We start from the raw sequence: 19,145 nt of genomic DNA on the forward strand, positions 1-19,145 counted from the left end.
GGTTTCGTTCTCGAAAACTATGAGTTTTGGATGCGGTATTTTACTAAACTTCAACTCAAAACTTAGAAGATATCAGCTGGATCGGCTGCTCGTAATTTTTGCATAGCGATCGCTCCCGCACCAATACACATGACGAAAGTCAAAATTAGCACAGTTACCGCACGAGGTACTTTCATTGCAGTCGGTAAAAACGTCACGGATTGAAAAAAAATGTAAAATCCACTTGAGAGCAAAAAACCTGGAATAAACCCCAAAACCGCTAAAATAAACGCTTCTTGAGCGATAACTCTAATTAGATATATATCGCTGTAACCCATTGCTTTTAAAGTTGCATATTCGGGCAAATGATCTGAGACATCAGTATAAAGAATTTGATAAACAATGACTGCTCCAACTAAAAAACCGATTGCGACACCAAGGTTAAAAGTCGGGCCAATAGAGGAGCCTGTAGACCAATATGCACTTTCACGAGCAGTGAATTCAGCGATGTTTAGAACTAGTAAATCATCCGGTAGCTTGGCTCGTAAATCAGCTTGGATCTGCTCAATGGAGGCATTTGATTCTACCTCAACAATACCCAGATCGATGTCGTTTGCTTGGCGTTGGGGAAAGAGTCGTAAAAAGGTAGAATCGCTGACAATTAAATTGCCGTCAGCAGAAAAAGAAGAACCAAGCTTAAATAATCCAACTATTTGAATTTGATAATCGTTAGTTTGGACGATAAGCGGATTCTGTTTTTTCAGCAAACTAGGAACGTCCCCAAGCTGAGGAACCAATCCAGCTCTATCAAATAACGCTCGATTCAATAACTTCAGTTTATTCAATTGTTGATTGACTTCTGGTAAGTCAAATGCTGGCTGATTTGGATTGATTCCATAGACGAAAAGTTTACGGCTAGCTAGATTTTCAGGATTTCGCCACGATGCTTGACTGACATATAGCGTCGCCAGGGATTTTACACCGTTAACACCTGCTATTTTATAGAGTTTATTTCTGGAAAAACTTTTGATAGATTGCAAGTTATCAGACAGTTTATTGACTAAAAATAAATCTCCTTTAAGCGTGGTATAGGGAGTAACTTGCGAATCAAATAGTGCATCCCTAACTCCGAGTTGAAAAAACATTAAAAAATCAGCAAAGGCAATTCCTGCTATAGCAACGAACAATCGAGTCTTTTGACGGCTCATTTGCCGCCAAGCAAGTGGGGTTTTACGAAATAATTTACCGAATATAGTCAAGTTGCTGCGCTCCAATTCAAAATTATAAATTCAAAATTTAAGCAACATATCTTTGGGTGAAGTGAAGACGCGATGAATCGCGTCTCTACAAAATGGTTTGTTTGCTGCATTATTTTTGATAATTAGTATTAATTTTGGCTATTCTCTTTTATTGGTTGATATTGTTATTCGGCTGAATGGCAACCTGTACTTGCAAGTTAGTTAAGTTTGCAACTTGTTTGCTAGCTTGGAGATCGAGTGCAATTCTCACTTCAACAACTTTGCGATCGAGGTTTTCTCCAGGTTCGCCGCTAGTGACTTCTTGTTGGATCACCTGTAGTCCAATCAGCCGAACGGTTCCGCGCAACTGTTGGGAGAACGACTCACTCGAAATCGTTGCCTGTTGACCTTCACGAACTTTGCCAATATCAGTTTGATATATCTCTGCGATCGCTTCCATCGAGGTGGTTTGTCCGAGTTCGGCAATGCCTTTTTCGCCAACGACTTCTCCGGGTTTGGCTTTAATATCGAGAATGCGACCCGCTATAGGTGCGCGGATATAAACTTCAGCGAGATCGGCTTCAGCTTTTTTGACTGCGGCGATCGCTTTATTAACCTCGGCCTCAGCTGCTTGCACGTCTACCGGACGTACCTCAGCAATTTTATTTAGGTTGGCCTTAGCTTGCTCGATTTGCTGCCGTAGGGTATCTACACTCTTATTTTGGTTAGCTCTAGCTTCGGTAAGCTGTGCTTGCGCTGTTTCTAGAGTTAGTTGTTTTCGATCTACTTCCACAGCAGAAATCGCGCCGTTTTGGTAAAGCGAGGAATAACGATTATACTCACTATTGGCAGTTTTAACTTCGGCTTGCCAGCGAGAGATGGTGGCATGTCTAGTAGATATTTCGCCCTTTAACTCTTCTTCAAGGCGATCGATCTCAGCTTTTTGGGCGGCAATTTCTCCTGATTTTGCACCAGCTTGCACCTTGGCTAACTCTGCTTGGGATACTTTGACTTGTGCTTGCGCTTCCAGTAGAGCATTTTGCAAGCGATCGCGCGAATCCATAATGGCGATCGCTTGACCTGCTTTAACGCTACCGCCTCGCTGTACGAGTAGTTCGGCTACGCGATCGTTGCTTAATGTCGCAGGTACGGATACTTTGATAACTTCCGTTGCTGGTTCTATCCGTCCCAAAGCGGTAATTTCCTCAATCTTTGGTTTCGGTTGCACAACTTCAACAGGTTTGCTGGTTGATTTTGATTGAGAAACACCGTAAAAAGCGATAATTCCTGTAAGAGCTGTACCAGCCACAACTACAGCCAGCATCCATTGTGTTGAAGGTTTTGAGAGCGATTGTAAATTCATGTCAATCCTTCAAATTTCAGCGAGGACTTTAGTAAAATTGTCCTTGGTCATTAGTCATTTGTCCTTTGTAAACACGAATGACAAATGACTAATGACAAATGACATTTCTTATGTTTTGACAGCAAAAGTTAAACTACAAGAGATGTCAGGCTTGCCCAATCTTGAGGCTTTAAGAATACTTCGTATAACTCGGCTTCTGGGGTGTTTGGTTCGGGTTGATAGCCGTATTCCCAACGCACTAATGGAGGTAAAGACATTAAAATTGACTCGGTGCGTCCGTTAGTTTGCAGTCCGAAAATCGTGCCGCGATCGTAAACTAAATTGAATTCAACGTAGCGTCCGCGCCGATATAATTGAAAATTACGTTGGCGATCGCCATACTCCATTGACTGCCGCCGCTTGACAATTGGCGTGTAAGCAGGTAGAAAAGCTTTACCGCAACCTTGTGCGAATGCAAATAATTCTTCCCAATTGCGGGTTGCTGGGATGCCAACGCGATCGCTGTTATGTGCGGCTGTTCCTTTGGGATCGGGGCCTCGATAAAGCTGACCTTCACCATCTTGATAGTCAAAAAAGATGCCGCCAATGCCCCGCATTTCTTGACGGTGTTTGAGATAAAAATACTCGTCGCACCAAGGTTTAAACACTGGATAATATTCGGGATCGTGCGCGTCACAAGCTTGTTTTAATGTGTAATGAAAGTGGGCTGCATCTTCAGCAAACGGATAGTAAGGCGTTAAATCGATGCCGCCGCCAAACCACCAAACGGGGCCAGCTTCAAAGTAGCGGTAGTTGAGATGAACCGTTGGCACGTAAGGATTGCGCGGATGCAATACCATCGAAGTTCCGGTGGCATAAAACTGATGTCCATTAGCCTCTGGACGTTGTGCCAAGATTGAAGGCGGCAAATGAGAACCCCAGACTTCAGAGAAATTAACTCCACCTTGCTCGAATACTGCACCGTCGCGGATAACGCGCGATCGCCCGCCACCTCCTTCGGCTCGTTCCCATGCATCTTCCTGAAACGTGCCTTCGCCATCTAGCTGTTGCAAACCCTGACAGATTTCGTCTTGCAGCTGTCGCATGAACTGGCTAACTCTAGCCTTGGCATCAACTGGAAGTAGAGGTTTGGATTGGGTGTTGCATAATTAAGGGATGAACTGTCCTAATTGTGCATCTACTCATATACGTAAGAACGGGCATCGTCGTGGTAAGCAGAACTACATCTGTGTGCGATGCGATCGCCAATTTGTAGAATCATATTCAAAGCGAGGTTATTCAGATGAAATTAAGAGACAATGTTTGACAATGTATGTTAATGGTACAGGTTTTCGAGCAATTGAGCGACAAACAGGAGTTAACCATAATACGGTAATTCAATGGGTGAAACAAGCCGCAGACCCCTTACCTGATGCACCGCCGAGTATTGAAATTCCTGAAGTAACCCAAGTGGATGAATTGGAAACTTTTGTTGGTAAAAAAAAACAAGAAATGGATTTGGACGGCAGTAAATAAAAGCTATTCGGGAATTCTCGCCTGGGTATTAGGAGACCGTAGTGCAAAAACCTTTGAAAAGTTATGGAAGATTATCAAGTGTTGGAGAAGCTATTTTTATGTAACAGATGGATACCCGGTTTATCCATGTTTTATTGATCATGGAGATCATATTGTTAAGAAAACATATATGACGAGAGTTGAAGGAGAAAATACAAGATTAAGACATTATTTGGCTCGCCTCCATCGTAAGACTTTGTGTTATTCCAAATCAGAGGAAATGCTTAGGCTTTCAATTAAATTATTACTTCATTACCTCCATGACGGTTTTGTCACCCTTTAAGCCTAATTCATCCCGCAAATATGCAACACCTTGGATTGAGTTGCTTGAGGAGTTAAAGTAGTGTTCATGAGATCAACCTATTTTTCCTATTTGCTAATAGCGAACATTTTTGTTTAGCCTCCTAACTTTTTAGATCCCCCTTCTTAAGGGGAACTTTAAGAGACTCTTTGCCCCCCTTTTTAAGCTACGGTGTATACACAAGTCTCAAGTAGTTGATAAATCCTGGTTTTACCCCACCCTAACCCTCCCCTTATAAAGGGGAGGGAACTAGATTTCTTTTTCCCCCCTTTATAAGGGGGGATTAAGGGGGGTAATTCGACTTGTGTATACACGGTAGCTTTTTAAGGGGGGTTGGGCGGATCTAAGACTTTGAAAACACGCCCTAGCCCTTCTTAAAAAGGCTACCGCGTACACAAAAATCTTTTAGAGTTGTTGGGTAACGTAGGGAAAGTTAATTTTTGCAGGTCGATGCATCAAAGTTGCAGGTCGATGCATCAAAGTTGCAGGTCAATGCATCAAAGTTGCAGGTCGATGCATCAAAGTTGCAGGTCGATGCATCAAAGTTGCAGGTCGATGCATTAAAGTTGCAGGTCGATGCATTAAAGATAAAACTTTAAGAACTCTTGGTGTTCTTGGCGGTAGCCTACGGCAAACTGCTGCGCGATTAAGCAAAGTTGGCTATTTTTGAGTAAGTCCTATCCTAAAAGAAGAGAGGCTTTGAATCTTACTCCCATTCCCTTGTAAGGAAGGGAGTTAGGTCTGTATTGTACTCAACTAAGAAGCGCCATATCAAAAATTTACTGCTTCAACACAGGCAAAAACTTGCGAATTAATCCGATTATTACTTCCGGCACTTCCAGTTCTGGATTCAACCCTACATTTTCTAGTTCTATAAATGCTTGAATTGCTTGTGGATTTAGATTTGCAAGGCGACGCCCTACATCCGGCCCTGTAAACTTCGCTTGGTTTCCCCAAATAAAGATGGTAGGCGTTGTCAATCTTGGAATGTATTCTGATAGATCGAAGGATGAGTTACCTTGTAAAAATGACAGGGCAGCATACTCGGCATTTGGCTGCTGCGCCGATTGCACAAAAGCTTCTACAATTTCGGGAGAAAGACGATTGGGTTGAGCAAACACTCGCTCAAAAAAGTCACGAATGCCAAAGCTGCTGACTTGTCCTGCATAAAGAACGCGATCGAGAATAGGAACGCTAGCAATTTGAGCGAAAAAACTATTGCTATAGTATTGCCTAAAGTCTTTAATGCCTGACGGAAGCGTAAGAATGAGCGATCTAAAGAGGTCGGGACGTTTGACTGCGGCTCGGATCGCAAATGCTCCAGTTAGGGAAGAAGCAATTATTGTTACAGGGGCTTGGCACGTCTTCTCGATGAACTCAATTAGCATTGCGATGTAGTCGCCTGGAAGATAATTTTGTTCAAGACGATCCGATCGCCCCCAGCCAATCAAGTCGGGTGCCAACACTCTATAATCTCCTGCAAATGCTGGATACACCTTCGACCACCCGTAGGCAGATGCTCCACCTCCAATACCGTGGAAGAATATCAAAGTTTCGGGTAACGTGCCCGATGGCGTATCGCCCACTCCATCGGTTGCCCAAAGTTCACCTTGGTTAGTGTAATAGGCCATCTTTCCCAAGCTAGTTAAAACGGAGCGTTGAACAAAACCGAGTGGAATGAACATGATTTATTCCTCCTCTAGACGAACGACATTAAATCAAAACTAGAAAGTTTAATTGCCAAGTTTTGCTAACCAACGGGCTGCATCTTTGGCGTGATAGGTGAGAATCAAGTCAGCGCCAGCCCGTTTAAAACCAGTCAATGTTTCCATGACCACCCGTTCTTCCTCAATCCAACCGTTGAGGGCAGCAGCTTTAACCATCGAGTATTCGCCAGAAACGTTGTAAGCAGCAACGGGTAGATTGCTTGCTTCCTTGACGCGCCAGATAATATCCATGTAAGCCAAGGCTGGCTTGACCATTAACATATCTGCACCTTCGATAATGTCGAGTTCGATTTCTTTTAAGGCTTCACGACCGTTACCAAAGTCCATTTGGTAGGTTCTGCGATCGCCAAATTGTGGTGTAGACTCCGCAGCATCTCGGAAAGGCCCGTAGTAAGCCGAAGCATACTTAGCAGCATAGGACAGAATCGGCGTATCTTGGAAACCAGCTTCATCTAAACCCGAACGAATGGCTTGCACGAAACCATCCATCATTCCCGAAGGCGCGATGATATCTACACCAGCTTTGACTTGCGATACTGCCGTTTTTTTCAGCAATTCCAGTGTCGGATCGTTGAGAACGCGCCCGGTTAAATCACCTACTTCTAAATAACCGCAGTGTCCGTGAGTAGTGTATTCGCACAGACAGGTATCGGCAATGACGATTAATTCTGGGACTGCTTGTTTGACGGCGGTGGCAGCTTGCTGCACGATGCCGCAATCGTGCCAACCGCCCGTTGCGTCTAAATCCTTGTCTTCAGGAATCCCAAATAAAATAATCGCTGGAATGCCGAGGTCGTAAACTTCCTTCGCTTCTTCGACGATTTTATCTACAGAAAGTTGGTAAACTCCTGGCATGGATTTAATTTCATTGGCGATCGCTTCACCCGGTACGGCAAAAAGCGGGTAAATTAGATCGCTGGTTGTCAGTACATTTTCGCGCACCATCCGCCGCAATTGGGGATGGCTTCTCAGCCGACGCGGGCGATGAATTGGAAACATAATATTAAAATGAACGATGAAAGGGTAAAGGGTAAAGGGTAAGGGGTAAAGGGGAAAGCGGCGAGCGAAAAAATCTTTTCCTTTTTAATCGTATTTTTCTGTTTCCCCCCTGCCTACTTAGTTGCAAGCCCTTAACTCCGCTGGACTGTGTGGAAAATTTCAGCCAAAATGTCTGTCGCTCCCTGTTCCCGCAAGTTATGAGCTAATTGAATACCTAAATTTTCCGCTTCGCTAGCAGTGCCCGTGACAGAATCTTTTACTAGACGTTTGCCATCGACGCTGGCGACTAATCCTGTTAATGTAAGATTATTCTCGTCTAGTTGCGTATTAACACCGATTGGTACTTGGCAACCGCCTTCTAGTTCTCGCAAGAAGGCACGCTCGGCTAAAACGCGATCGCGGGTGGGAACGTGTTCGATTGCTTTGAGTAATGACAGTACTTGCAAATCCTCAGCGCGGCATTCAATCCCTAAAGCTCCCTGTCCGACGGCATAAAGAGAAAGTTCGGTGGGCAGAATTTGATGAATGCGATCGCTCATTCCCAATCGTTGCAATCCTGCTGCTGCCAAAATTAGCGCATCGTATTCTCCATCATCCAACTTTGCCAAGCGCGTATTTAAGTTGCCGCGCACGTCCTTAAAAGTAAAGTGGGGGAAGTGATAACGCAATTGTGCAAGGCGGCGTAGGGAAGAAGTACCGATGACTGTGCCTTCTGGCAGGGTATCGATTTGCTTATCTTTGTGTTTTTCATGCACAACTAAAGCATCTGCCGGGTTTTCCCGTTCTGTGACGGCTGCTAACGCCAACCCCTCTGGCAAGCAAGTCGGCAGATCCTTGAGAGAGTGAACTGCAAAGTCAATCTCCTGGTTGAGCATTCCTAATTCGAGTTCTTTGGTAAATAGTCCCTTATCGCCAATCTTGGCTAACGCCACATCCAAGATGTTATCGCCTTGGGTGGACATGGTGTGGACTTCAAAGGAAATATCGGGAAAGTGCTTTTGGAGTTGTTCTCGAACCCAGTAAGTTTGTACGAGTGCGAGTTGGCTTTTCCGAGAACCGATGCGGATGGTGCGAACCGGAGTCGAGATGTGAGATGAAGCGGGTTGAACTGGAGTCATAACTTTTAGTTAAGATCGTTTGACGAGTAGCTGAGTTGTTTGACTGTCTCGAAAAAGAAAGCAACATTCTCTTCGGGAGTGTTCTGTAAAATCCCGTGACCGAGATTGAGGATGTGCTTTTGGTTCCCCGCTTTGCGAATCGTGTCGAGAATGCGATCGCGGATTAGTTCTTTAGTACCAAACAACACGCACGGATCGATATTTCCTTGGACTCCAATATTTGCACCAAGTCGTTGCCGCGCTACTGCCATATCTACAGTCCAGTCTACGCTAATGATATCAACACCCGATTGCGCCATTAACTCTAGAATTCCAGCACTGTTGTTGATATACAAAATCAGGGGTGTATCCGGGTGCGTTGCCTTAACCTGTTGCACGACTCGTTGCAGGTAAGGTAGGGAAAACGTTTGGAAATCTTCAGGGCTGAGTTGTCCCGCCCAAGAATCAAACAGTTGCACGACTTGGGCACCGGCATCAATTTGGTAACGGGCGTAAACTGCGATCGCATCTGCCAGTTTCCCTAAGAATTGATGCAGCATTGCAGGTTCGCAAAAAGCCATCTTCTTAATAATGGCGTAGTCTTTCGAGCTTTTACCTTCAATTGCATAAGCAGCTAATGTCCAAGGTGCGCCCACAAACCCCAAAACGGTAGCTTGAGTGTTAACTTCTTGGCGTAGCGTCCTCAGAATTTGCTGCACGAAGGGTAAAGAAGCTTCGGGTTCAAGGGCAGTCAGCGCCTCAATTTGTGCTGGCGTGCGGATTGGTCGCTCGAATATCGGCCCTTTACTTTCAAGAATATCAAACGAGATACCCATACCAGGCAACGGCGTGAGGATATCGGAAAACATAATCACCCCGTCGGGTTGGAAGGCATGGAAAGGTTGCAGCGAGATTTCCACGGCCAGATCGGGGTTTTCGGAGCGATCGCGAAACGAAGGATACTTCTGACGCAAATCTCGATAAACTTTCATGTAGCGACCTGCTTGGCGCATCACCCATACTGGAGGGCGATCGAGTACCTCACCTCGCGCAGCTTGCAGTAACGTATAATTTCCCATGTATTTCTCCCTGGATTTAATAATTGTCATTTCAAGACCGAGTATGCACAATTGCCTTCAAAAATTTGTCATTGGCAACAAATAATCCAATCTTGTGGGGCTGTCAACTTCAGCTTAAACGCTTGTCCCACATACGCTTTACCCCCCTTAATCCCCCCTTATAAAGGGGGAAAAAGAAATCCAGTTCCCTCCCCTTGTAAAGGGGAGGGTTAGGGTGGGGTGACACCAATGCATCTTGCCCGCCCTAGTTATGCAAACTCTAAATTTAGTTCTTCAATAAAACAGAAGAAGGTTGGATTAAATTTCCGTTCGAGTTGTTTGATGGGTTTCGATCGGGTTTCATACCCCATCCCATCGCCAAACATTTTTGCCGAAGTTTGCGATAAGCAAGAGATAAATTATCGCAAGGAACGTGAACTTCGTCTGACAACTTATCTGGAACTGCCATCGGATATTCAGACTCAACCACTCCCTTATCTTCCATCACAACTTTGTAAGCTGCCCGTTGAAAGATGCCATCGGCCCAAGGGAAAGTTAAAAAACTGCGGAACTGAATTCGCTTAGTAATGGTGGTGCGATCGTCAACAGGAACGTGAACAGTAAAATTAACTAGCTTGCCACGACCGAAGTCAACCACTAAGCGCGTGATATTGGGCATATAAAAGCCCAGAGTCACCTTTACATTGGCTTTCAACGGGCGAAAGACAAAGGCGAAAATGTCTTTTGCTTTGGTATAATCTCGGACATTAACTTTGGCGTGACCTTCCCACTCGCCGATATTCAGCTCGTAATCTTCCATTTTTTGCTCTAATGCAAACCCATTCCCGAAAGACTTGGAATGAATAATAGATACGTGAGACATATCCATATCATTCTCTAGCGTGCGGGTGTAGTGAGCGTTCAGTTCGTATTCAAAGAAAATTTTCTGTAGCCTTGGGTCTTCAAATTCTGGCAATGGTGGGATTGGCGGACGTTCTTCTTCTGGTAAATCACCATAAAATAGCCAGATAAAACCGTATTTTTCCTGTATTGGATAGCTATCTACACGAGCATTCTTAGGAATAGGAATTCCGGGTTGATTAGCAGGAATATTAATACATTTCCCATCTGCTTGAAACTTCCAGGCATGATAGGGGCAATAGACACAATCATCTTTTACCCAACCGAGAGATAAGGCAGCGCCACGATGGGGACACCGATCTTGTAAAGCGATTAGTTGTCCTTTAGCGTTACGGTAGAAGACAAATTTCTGATTTAATATCCGAACTTGCTTGGGCTTTGTGGTAACGGCGGCGCTGAACTCACAAGCGTACCAGAAGTTTTTTAACATACTTGCTTCCTGTTATTGCTATTAAGAATCATGGAGTTTCTTAAGTTACGCTTTGAGCAATAACTTCTTCAACTTTTGCATGGACTTCAATACTTTCAAGTCTCATTTGAGTAACATTGATGTTTTTTGCTGCTATCTCTACGGTGCTGATTGATAAAGAGGATGTTTGGGCAACAACATTAGATTGCACCTCTGCCGTATCTAGATTAAACAACACTTGTAGAACCTGGAGGACAAGACGTTGAGCTTCCAAATCTCGCTGCGTCCGCAATTGCACCATTGGTTCGTGGAGAATTTTGTTGATAATCCTTTGAGTTAGGGCTTCGACGGCTTCTTGATGTTTTTTAGCAAAATCAGACCCCATACGCGACAAAGCTTTTTCTAACTCTTGTTCGCGAATTTTTTCCATTTTGTCTCGCAAACAGCTAATAATGGAAACAGTTTCTCGCGATCGCAACCAAGTTTGAAACGCTTCTAAATCCACTTGGATTAATGCTTGCGCCTCTATTGCCATTTGCCTGCGACTTTCTTGATTCTGGGCAACAACGGTTTTTAAATCATCAACATTAAACACCCGAACGTGAGGCAACTCATTAACGTCGGCATCAACGTTACGAGGCACTGAAATATCAACCAGCATCAAAGGCTGTTCGGGTTGCAATGCAGCTTTGAGTTTGGCTCTATCAAGCAAGGGTTCAACTGAAGCAGTGCTAGTAAAAACTAAATCTGAAGCTGCCACTAATGACATCAATTCAGCAAGCGGATAATATTGCACTCCAACATCACTAAATTGATTCGCCAATTCCTCGGCGCGTTCGACGGAACGATTGACAATGGAAATTTGAGTTGCGCCTTTAGCGATGAGATGTTGTACCAGTCGCCGAGCCATGTTACCAGCGCCGACAATTGTCACTCGACAAGCCGATAACTTCTCTACTTTGATTTGGGCTAATTCTACTGCCGCAGAGCTAACCGAAACCGCACCCGTACCAATTGATGTCTGCGTTCTCACCCGCTTTGCAGTGGTAACAGCTTGCTTGAACAACTGATTGAGGATGCGTTCGCCTTGATTGTGTTGCTGAACTAATTGGTAGGCGTGTTTAACTTGAGCCAGAATTTGTCCTTCTCCCAACACCAAGCTATCTAAACCAGAAGCAACTTGCATCAAATGTTTAACAGCATCTTGCTGTAGCAGAGTAAACAAGTATTGATGTAAGTCTGAAAAAGGCAGTTTACTGTACTCGCAAAGAAACTCCGTCACCTCAGCAGCTGCTCGGTCTATCTTGTTGACAACTACGTAAATTTCTAAACGATTGCAAGTGCTAAGAATAGCAGCTTCTTCAATGTGAGAGTATTTACACAGTTGGGCGATCGCGTTTTCAATTTGCTCCTCTGGAATACTCAGTTTTTCCCGAATTTCAACTGGAGCTGTTTTATGACTAAGACCTACAAGTGCAATATTCATGTTTCCTCTTTTGAAGTTTGTCCTCTTCTAGAGCCTCGGTCAAGTAATATGGATGGAGAATTAGAGTTGATTTTAAACAAGATGATTGAGAAGTGACTTATACTGCGATCGCAGATTTTGTAGCAACTTCCTTAACAAATTGGTTTTCCGGTTGGGCAATCTGTTCGTATTCAAAAAAGCCAGAGTTAAATGTCCCTTTGGGATCGTACTTCTTTTTAATTTCATTAACTTTTGGCCAGTAATCGCCAAATTGGCTTTGCCACTGTTGAATAGTAAAATCTATCCAGCAAGTTAAATATCTTTTTCCACCCATTTCTAAACTCAGATTACTCAGCTTTTTCAATTCAGCTAAGATGGGTTGAACTTGCGATTTTGGAATGCTGGGATAAATTCCAAACCCAATAATCAGTTCTTCCTCTTTTGGTAAACGAAACATCGGCATCTTATTATTGCGATTTACCAAGCAAAAGCAGCCCATCTGCGCTTTACTAATATCGAGAAAAGAAGGCAACTGTTTGAGAGCCGTTTCGATGTAATTTTTAGCAGATGAGGCCGGAAGAAAAACATCCATCCAAGGGTGAGCAATATCCTTGCTATCTACTTGAATCATCGGTTCGATGAATTTTTCAAATCCCAAGTCTTCAGTATGGATATGACGGTAAAAATTTAAGCCAGCAAAGATTTCTTTATCATCAATAACGTCAAGACAATTTGCTTCAACAGTAATCCGCAACGTGTAAAACCATTGAATCAAAGGTTGCATTATTCCTGTTACTCTAGATACTCCTTGCAAACAGGGAACTGGGAAAGATACGAGATGATCTACTCTTTGTTCGGTTACTAAAACCCGTTTGTCATGCAAAAGAGCATCTAGGTTGTCATAGAACAGTAAATAAGTGCGAGTTTGAGAGGGGAAAATTCTAAGTTTGTGCTGAACTTGGGTAATAATTCCAAACTGACCGTAACCGCAAAGTACGTGATTAAAAAGTTCGCTGTTTTCTTCAGGCGAACACCAGAGAATCTCGCCTTCTGCGGTTACAACTTCTACACCAAGACAATTATCAGCTTGATTTCCATAAAGAAAAGAGGCTGCACCTATACCACCCGCAGAATGAGTTCCTCCTACAGAAACACCAAAATAATTGGTTAATACAGGAGGAACTAAACCATCAGGGATACAAGCATCAATTACTTGATTCCAAGAAGTCCCCGCATCAGCTTTAAACCAAAGTTGCTCTTTTTGAATATCTCGAATTTTATCGAGATTCTTTATATTTAAAACGATTCCATCTTGGTTTAAAGACTGACCACCTAAGGAATGTCCCGCAGCACGTGAAGAAACTACTAATCCTTTTTGAGCGGCATATTTAACAGTTTGGGCAATATCGTTAGCGTTTTGAGGAGTGACAACAACTTGGGGAGACTTTTGGAATATACCACCAAAATCTTGAGAAACTTCTGTCAAAATTTCTGAAGCGTTGCTGACTTCACCTGCAATCAAATGCTTGAGGTCTTGAATGATGCCATTCATAAAAGTTACGATCCTTTAGAAAGAGACGTTTTTAAAAGATTTATCCCAATCTGCAAGATTTTAGGAGTCAAGCGAATCAAATCGAGAATATGAGAGAATAAGCTGGGTGATTTTTGTGGCTTTACTTCTAACCCTTTGGCAGGTCTTTCATATTTGAACATACAAACGCAGTCACCATCTGCCTGTTTACTAATAATTGCGGCTTTCATCCCAGGAAATGCTCTCCTGGTTGCTTCTTGTTCCATCTCACAAATAACTCGGCAAGGGCTTTCAAGCCCATATTCTTTGGCAATTGTAAGAACCGGACAAACTCGTTGAATTTCTAGTGCAGCATCTTTTCCTGGTTGGGAAATATCTACGACTTGCATTTTGAAGCCCATGATCCGAAAGATCGGAATTGCATCGGTAAAGCCTTTGGCTATGGTGGTATTATCGATGAAAGCACCCATGAAAGCCTTTTGATGAGCGGGGTAGGCTAACATCATTTGTTCAAAAGCTGCATCTTCTCCAATTTCATCTGCCAGCTTTTTGTAGGCTGCAAATCGATTCCTAAACATACTCACTGCTTTGGAAGAATCCATTTGCATCACATCATTCATGGTAATGTCGCCAATACCTATAACGTTGTCCATTGGCACTTCTCCGTATTTTTTTACTAATTTGAATGACTTGGAAAAACGAGGTAATCAATGGGCGATCGCTGCTATATTGGAGATAGCGATCGCCATCAACTCTTTTGCTCATAAATTCTTCCGATTGACTACATAACTTGTCAATCAAATCTTTGGTATCCTGCTCAAAGATGGAGTTTATTATCCTGACTAATTCAGGGCTAGCATGTCCTTGGCGATTCAGGACTAGCATGAATAGAACTCCATAAGTATAGTAAAACGAGCGTCAACGCTAGATATCTGCTAAAAAACATACACAGGAATACAATGTCAACTTCCCGCAGTTGTTCAATGGAGAAATAACTCAACCATTGAATTGGTAAAAATTTGGTAATTTCAGTTTTGAAGTTGACGACTTCAGTTGAGTTAGACCCACGAAATGATTTGTTAATTTTTAGCCAAATACTCGTCGGCAATTTTTCCATAAACACCTTGTAACTTCCTGTTTATAGGCTATCTCTAAATAAATGTGAAGAGTAAAAATTAGGCGCTTCTTATACCATTTCACTCAATTTTCGATCCAAATTACTTTTCTTATTTCCCTGCAATCTGTATCAATCTTCAGGTGAAACGGCATTAGGATTTGGGTAGCCATGTTTTCAAATCTGCTGTTAACGCCTTTACCAAGAAGGGGAAAAGGGGGAAAGGGCACAAATAAAGAACTTTTCTCCACAAGGTATAGAGCAAGTGTTTTTAAATAGGTCGAACAAAAAAGAAGATTGAGCAGACACGTAGTGCGTTCGCCCTTGGCGTCTCGCAGAGAGAAAAATCAGTGTCTATATTTGAAACCCCTGCTTTTAAAAGGGCAGGAGTTTCCTTTCCCCTTTCCCCTTTACCCCTTTCCTTTTCTTCATACCCACTCTTGGGGATTTCTCAGTACCTCCAGAAGTTTTGCCTCTTCGCTATCAGCAGCGGGTTGGTCGTTATACTTCCAAAACGCTTCTCCAGGCATACAATTGAGGACACTTTGGGTACTCACGATGCCGCTTGCCAATCCGAATCGAACACCTCTATCATGCAGAAGAATAAATTCGGCATAACGTCCGCGTCTGATGCGCTGCCAATATTTTTGCTCTTCCGTAAACTCTATATCCTTACGTTGTTTGACAATCGGAAAATAGGCAGGAATGAAAGCTTCAGAACAAGTTTTTACAAAGGAAAGTAGAGTTTCGGCATCGGAATGTTGTAAATTGTCAAAGAAAATTCCACCTACACCTCTACACTCACTGCGATGAGGAAGATAAAAGTATTCATCACACCACTTTTTCAAGCGTGGATAGAGTTCTGCATCGTGCTGGTCGCAAGCTGCTTTATGTACTTGATGAAAATGAACTGCGTCTTCTTCAAATAAGTAAATTGGTGTTAAATCACCTCCACCGCCAAACCACCAAGAACCAAGTTCAGTACCATCACCCAATTGAAAGTACCGATAGTTAACGTGTGCTGTCGGCACCATTGGATTATATGCATTAATCACAACACTGGTACTCGTAGCGAAGAAAGAAGTACCTTTTTCATCTGGGGTTATAGTTGTTGGGTCAGCCATCACAACATCCGATCCTCGAAAGGTGACACCAGGAGGTAACTCACCCTGCATTGATACGTAGTTGATACCTACTTTTTCAAATACATTACCGCTCCGCAGCGACTTGTCGATATAGATAGCACCGTTACTGTTTTCACCTTGTACCCATTGCCCTATTTCATCTCTTGTCCAGCGTTGTTCGTGAAGTTTACTTCCATCTATTTCCTCAATAGCTTCGCAAACATTATCGAACATATCTAACAAAAAACTTTCAACTCTATTACTAATTGGTGGTTGCTTGACTGCTGGATTTTCAAGAATTTGAACCATGACGATGACCTCGTTGTGACTAAATAATTATTTCCGAAGAAATTTTGGAATCTATAAAAATTGGCAGTTACTTCTCAAGTTGTCAGCTTGGAGTTTCATTGATTAAGTATGTTTGCTTTGTAGCAAAATCTGGAAAGAAAAGAGCTAGCCTTTCGCGTTAATTACTTTTAGGTTTCGCATTACCTAAATCTTTTCGTAATCTATTTTTTTCCGTTAGCCAAATTTTTACTAGTGAAGATTTAGAATTTTAGGAAAATTATAAAGAAATTATTAAGAAGTAATTGCCTAGTTGGCAGAAGAAAAACAGGATAACTTCAATAACCGTAACTAGTCACACTTAAAATCAATTGTTTGGTAAAATTTTAACTTAACTAAACAATAAGTTATTTTTAGCTAATTTTTAACTTAAACATAATCAATATGTCATTCTTTAGATAGAAGACAAAACATTGTTACCGATGATTTACGCTTGTACTAATTTTTTCGCTTTTTCAATATTTAGGAAATTCCAGAAAATAAAATATACAACTTGCTAGAATAATAATCATTTAAACAGGCGAGATACACTGTATTTTTGGTAAATAGACCTGCCTTGAAAATAGGGACTGGAAACTAGGAAAGTAATTAGTGAAAATTATTCAATATAAAAATAGCTCTAAAACAAACATACCGTAAGGAGTCATGCTTGTTTTTGGGTAAAATCATGGTCATCATTTACCGTTAGCACTTGATTTATACCACCACGAGTAAATGAGCCAATATTAACTTAAATGTAAAATACCTGATTTATCTAAAGCTTATTTTCTTGATGTCCTATAGCTAATTGCTCAAAAACTACGTCACTTTCTTTCGGGTACTTTTTTGAGGTTGCATTTTAGCAGTTTTCTTGAGGCAATATCCTAAATCATTTAACTTGACACGAATTGTTTCTGAAGTTGGCAATTCTCGATCGCTATAACCAAACTTTTCAATTAACTGATGTCTCACTTCACCAGCAGAAAGGCTTGTATACACTCGTTCGCCTTTAAAATCTGGGTCTAGTTGCCTTTGTGAATCGGCAATTTTTTTGATATCTTCTAAAAGATTTGGTAGTTTTGCTTCTGCTTTACTACGTCCTCTATTTCGATAGTTATCCACGCAAGTAATACTAGTAGTTAATTCTTTAATTCCTTTACTAATAGTTACGCGATTCCATCCTAACTCTCGCTCCGCTAGAGATTGTCCTCCGTGTCCTAATGCCACTACTGTTTGTGCTATAAATTTACGTTTGTCTGCACCTTTTAATTGCCGTGCGGTTTCCTTCAATAACTTTTTCAGTGAATCCGTTAATTGTATAGGCATCTCTGTTCACCCAAAAATCCAATCATCATTGAATTTACTACAAAAAGGGAGGGAGAGATTAGCGATCGCCAGTCTCTCCCTGTTTTTTCAGAATGATTATTATATTTGTATATTTTATTTTCTGGAATTTCTAGAAAAATACTTGTAGTGTTGTTACTACTAAATAACTTTTTTCTTAACTTCACTAGTCTTTACTGGTGAAATTTTTCAGAAAACTTACCCTAGATCACAAAGGACTTTTGAACTTTCGTTTTTGTAACCTGGATGTATAAGGAGGAGCAAGAGGCATATACGGTGATTAAAGGTAGTATGCCGAAAGCGCTTAAGTTTCGGTTTAAAGCGCTCTGTGCACAATATGGATTAAAGATGAGTGAAGTCTTGGAAGTATTAATTAGCGAATGGGTAAAGGCTGATGGGCCAACTTCTTCTTTCACGACTGACACCTTAGATGAAGACCGAGACAATATCACGCATATCAAGGCATACATTCCCTCGTCTCTGAAGATACAATTTAAAGTTCTTTGTGCCCAAAGAGAGGTTATGCAACGCTTTATCCTCTACAACCTTATTCGTGAATGGGTAGAAACAACCCATGAAAGAAATTTGCCATGAATCTATTATTTCGTTCAACTAACATCGACAAACCTAACAAAAGTAAGGAATTAAGTCTAAAGAGCAGTAATCCCTTTATCCAACTGATATTTAACAGGGACACTATATCTGAGACTCGCAAGCTTCTAGATAGAGCTATAGTATCTGCTGCCAAAGATACATTACCAAACTGCAAGCCACCTGCCTTAACTCCCTCTCATTGGATCTGGCAACTTGCCGCTTCCTACCATTTAACTCACTCTACTGGGCTATTAATGGAAGAAGCAGCTCGGCGCTTTGCTAGATTGGGGGGGACGCTGGAGTTTAGCACAGTGGGCAGCAGAAAAAGCTCGTGAAGAACAAGGTCACGATCGCCTCGCCTTGCTTGATATTCAGTCGATGGGATATGATGCGGAAGCTGTAGTAAAAACACTTGTCTCTCCGAGTGCTATGGCTTTGCTGAGTTTCTTCACTCAGAGCGTACAAGCAGCAGATCCAATTAGTTGCGTTGGGTATTGCTATACGATGGAACGTCTAGCAATGAATATTAAAGCAGAGCATATCCAACTGGTGGAAGCGATACTACCACCTAATACCTATGCTACTCGCTGCCTGCGAATGCACAGTTGTTTAGGTAGTGACGTAAAGCATGTGGAGGAGACAGTTCAAATAGTGGGAGCACTAACTTCAGAGGAGCGCACTAACATAACTGTCGCCTGCTATGAAACTGCACTGTTGTACTTCAACTCGCTTAAGGAGAAGTATATACCAGAAGTGGAATTACAGCAGATATTGAATCAGTTCAAATTAGACGCTTGTAGTAAAAATAATTCTATTCCTGAATACATTTGCTAATGTAAATATCGCTAAACAATGATTAATTTGTTGGCGTTGCAGAGAAAGCGGGATGATTTAGTATAAAATCTCTTTGCCTGCTTCCCCTGTACAAAAACTGCTTGCCAGAATTTATCCATTTGTTGTAGAACGCCAATTTGTTTAACCAATTCTTAATCGCATACTTCAA

General features: G+C 42.1%; 15 protein-coding genes and 3 pseudogenes. 4 read left to right on the top strand and 14 right to left on the bottom strand.

What is annotated here, in order from left to right; all coding sequences use genetic code 11:
* Positions 1-62 precede the first annotated feature (62 nt).
* The 3 genes and pseudogenes from devC to hemF (NSTCB13_RS00355) form a co-directional block, all read right to left on the bottom strand.
* Positions 63-1,238, bottom strand: coding sequence for an ABC transporter permease DevC (devC, locus tag NSTCB13_RS00345; protein WP_448270976.1), 1,176 nt, complete (start codon positions 1,236-1,238; stop codon positions 63-65).
* Between the two features lie 148 nt (positions 1,239-1,386).
* Positions 1,387-2,580, bottom strand: a complete 1,194-nt coding sequence (locus NSTCB13_RS00350) for an ABC exporter membrane fusion protein (protein WP_448270978.1) — start codon at positions 2,578-2,580, stop codon at positions 1,387-1,389.
* 128 nt (positions 2,581-2,708) lie between these two features.
* Positions 2,709-3,704, bottom strand: a pseudogene (gene hemF / locus NSTCB13_RS00355) (oxygen-dependent coproporphyrinogen oxidase); the annotation flags it as partial.
* A 31-nt stretch (positions 3,705-3,735) separates the two neighbouring features.
* Between hemF (NSTCB13_RS00355) and NSTCB13_RS00360 the strand changes: the two are divergent.
* A pseudogene (locus tag NSTCB13_RS00360) lies at positions 3,736-4,303 on the top strand (IS1 family transposase); the annotation flags it as partial.
* 572 nt (positions 4,304-4,875) lie between these two features.
* Positions 4,876-5,034, top strand: coding sequence for a hypothetical protein (locus tag NSTCB13_RS00365; protein WP_448270980.1), 159 nt, complete (start codon positions 4,876-4,878; stop codon positions 5,032-5,034).
* A gap of 180 nt (positions 5,035-5,214) precedes the next feature.
* Here NSTCB13_RS00365 and NSTCB13_RS00370 read toward each other — a convergent pair whose 3' ends face one another.
* The 11 genes and pseudogenes from NSTCB13_RS00370 to NSTCB13_RS00420 form a co-directional block, all read right to left on the bottom strand.
* Positions 5,215-6,120 carry an alpha/beta fold hydrolase gene (locus tag NSTCB13_RS00370; RefSeq protein ID WP_448270982.1) on the bottom strand — a complete coding sequence of 302 codons (906 nt, stop codon included), beginning with the start codon at positions 6,118-6,120 and terminating at the stop codon, positions 5,215-5,217.
* A 48-nt stretch (positions 6,121-6,168) separates the two neighbouring features.
* On the bottom strand, positions 6,169-7,161 hold the full coding sequence (gene hemB / locus NSTCB13_RS00375) for a porphobilinogen synthase (protein ID WP_448270984.1): 993 nt from the start codon (positions 7,159-7,161) through the stop codon (positions 6,169-6,171).
* Between the two features lie 131 nt (positions 7,162-7,292).
* The gene (hemC, locus tag NSTCB13_RS00380; protein WP_448270986.1) at positions 7,293-8,279 is read right to left on the bottom strand and encodes a hydroxymethylbilane synthase; all 987 of its coding nucleotides are present in this window, start codon (positions 8,277-8,279) and stop codon (positions 7,293-7,295) included.
* A gap of 5 nt (positions 8,280-8,284) precedes the next feature.
* Positions 8,285-9,337: a uroporphyrinogen decarboxylase gene (gene hemE / locus NSTCB13_RS00385; RefSeq protein ID WP_445630090.1), complete on the bottom strand. Its 1,053-nt coding sequence runs from the start codon at positions 9,335-9,337 to the stop codon at positions 8,285-8,287.
* Positions 9,338-9,602: 265 nt separating this feature from the next.
* Positions 9,603-10,667 carry an aromatic ring-hydroxylating dioxygenase subunit alpha gene (locus NSTCB13_RS00390; protein ID WP_448270988.1) on the bottom strand — a complete coding sequence of 355 codons (1,065 nt, stop codon included), beginning with the start codon at positions 10,665-10,667 and terminating at the stop codon, positions 9,603-9,605.
* A 40-nt stretch (positions 10,668-10,707) separates the two neighbouring features.
* Complete coding sequence (locus NSTCB13_RS00395; protein WP_445637970.1) at positions 10,708-12,132, bottom strand: glutamyl-tRNA reductase; 1,425 nt, start codon at positions 12,130-12,132, stop codon at positions 10,708-10,710.
* A gap of 97 nt (positions 12,133-12,229) precedes the next feature.
* Positions 12,230-13,663 carry an FAD-binding protein gene (locus NSTCB13_RS00400; RefSeq protein WP_448268327.1) on the bottom strand — a complete coding sequence of 478 codons (1,434 nt, stop codon included), beginning with the start codon at positions 13,661-13,663 and terminating at the stop codon, positions 12,230-12,232.
* A gap of 5 nt (positions 13,664-13,668) precedes the next feature.
* On the bottom strand, positions 13,669-14,295 hold the full coding sequence (locus NSTCB13_RS00405) for an L-2-amino-thiazoline-4-carboxylic acid hydrolase (RefSeq protein WP_448268328.1): 627 nt from the start codon (positions 14,293-14,295) through the stop codon (positions 13,669-13,671).
* Positions 14,255-14,527 (bottom strand): hypothetical protein, encoded by a 273-nt coding sequence (locus NSTCB13_RS00410; protein ID WP_448268329.1) that lies wholly within the window; start codon positions 14,525-14,527, stop codon positions 14,255-14,257. The genes NSTCB13_RS00405 and NSTCB13_RS00410 overlap by 41 nt, the downstream gene beginning before the upstream one ends.
* A gap of 657 nt (positions 14,528-15,184) precedes the next feature.
* Positions 15,185-16,189 carry an oxygen-dependent coproporphyrinogen oxidase gene (gene hemF, locus NSTCB13_RS00415; protein ID WP_448268330.1) on the bottom strand — a complete coding sequence of 335 codons (1,005 nt, stop codon included), beginning with the start codon at positions 16,187-16,189 and terminating at the stop codon, positions 15,185-15,187.
* A gap of 641 nt (positions 16,190-16,830) precedes the next feature.
* Positions 16,831-17,524 (bottom strand): annotated as a pseudogene (locus NSTCB13_RS00420) (ISAzo13-like element transposase-related protein); the annotation flags it as partial.
* Positions 17,525-17,896: 372 nt separating this feature from the next.
* Here NSTCB13_RS00420 and NSTCB13_RS00425 point away from each other — a divergent pair.
* Together NSTCB13_RS00425 and NSTCB13_RS00430 are read left to right on the top strand one after the other, a co-directional pair.
* The gene (locus tag NSTCB13_RS00425) at positions 17,897-18,142 is read left to right on the top strand and encodes a hypothetical protein (RefSeq protein ID WP_445630083.1); all 246 of its coding nucleotides are present in this window, start codon (positions 17,897-17,899) and stop codon (positions 18,140-18,142) included.
* A gap of 276 nt (positions 18,143-18,418) precedes the next feature.
* On the top strand, positions 18,419-18,976 hold the full coding sequence (locus NSTCB13_RS00430; protein ID WP_448270990.1) for a hypothetical protein: 558 nt from the start codon (positions 18,419-18,421) through the stop codon (positions 18,974-18,976).
* The last annotated feature ends 169 nt before the right edge of the window (positions 18,977-19,145 follow it).

It is taken from the genome of Nostoc sp. DSM 114160, assembly GCF_053470305.1.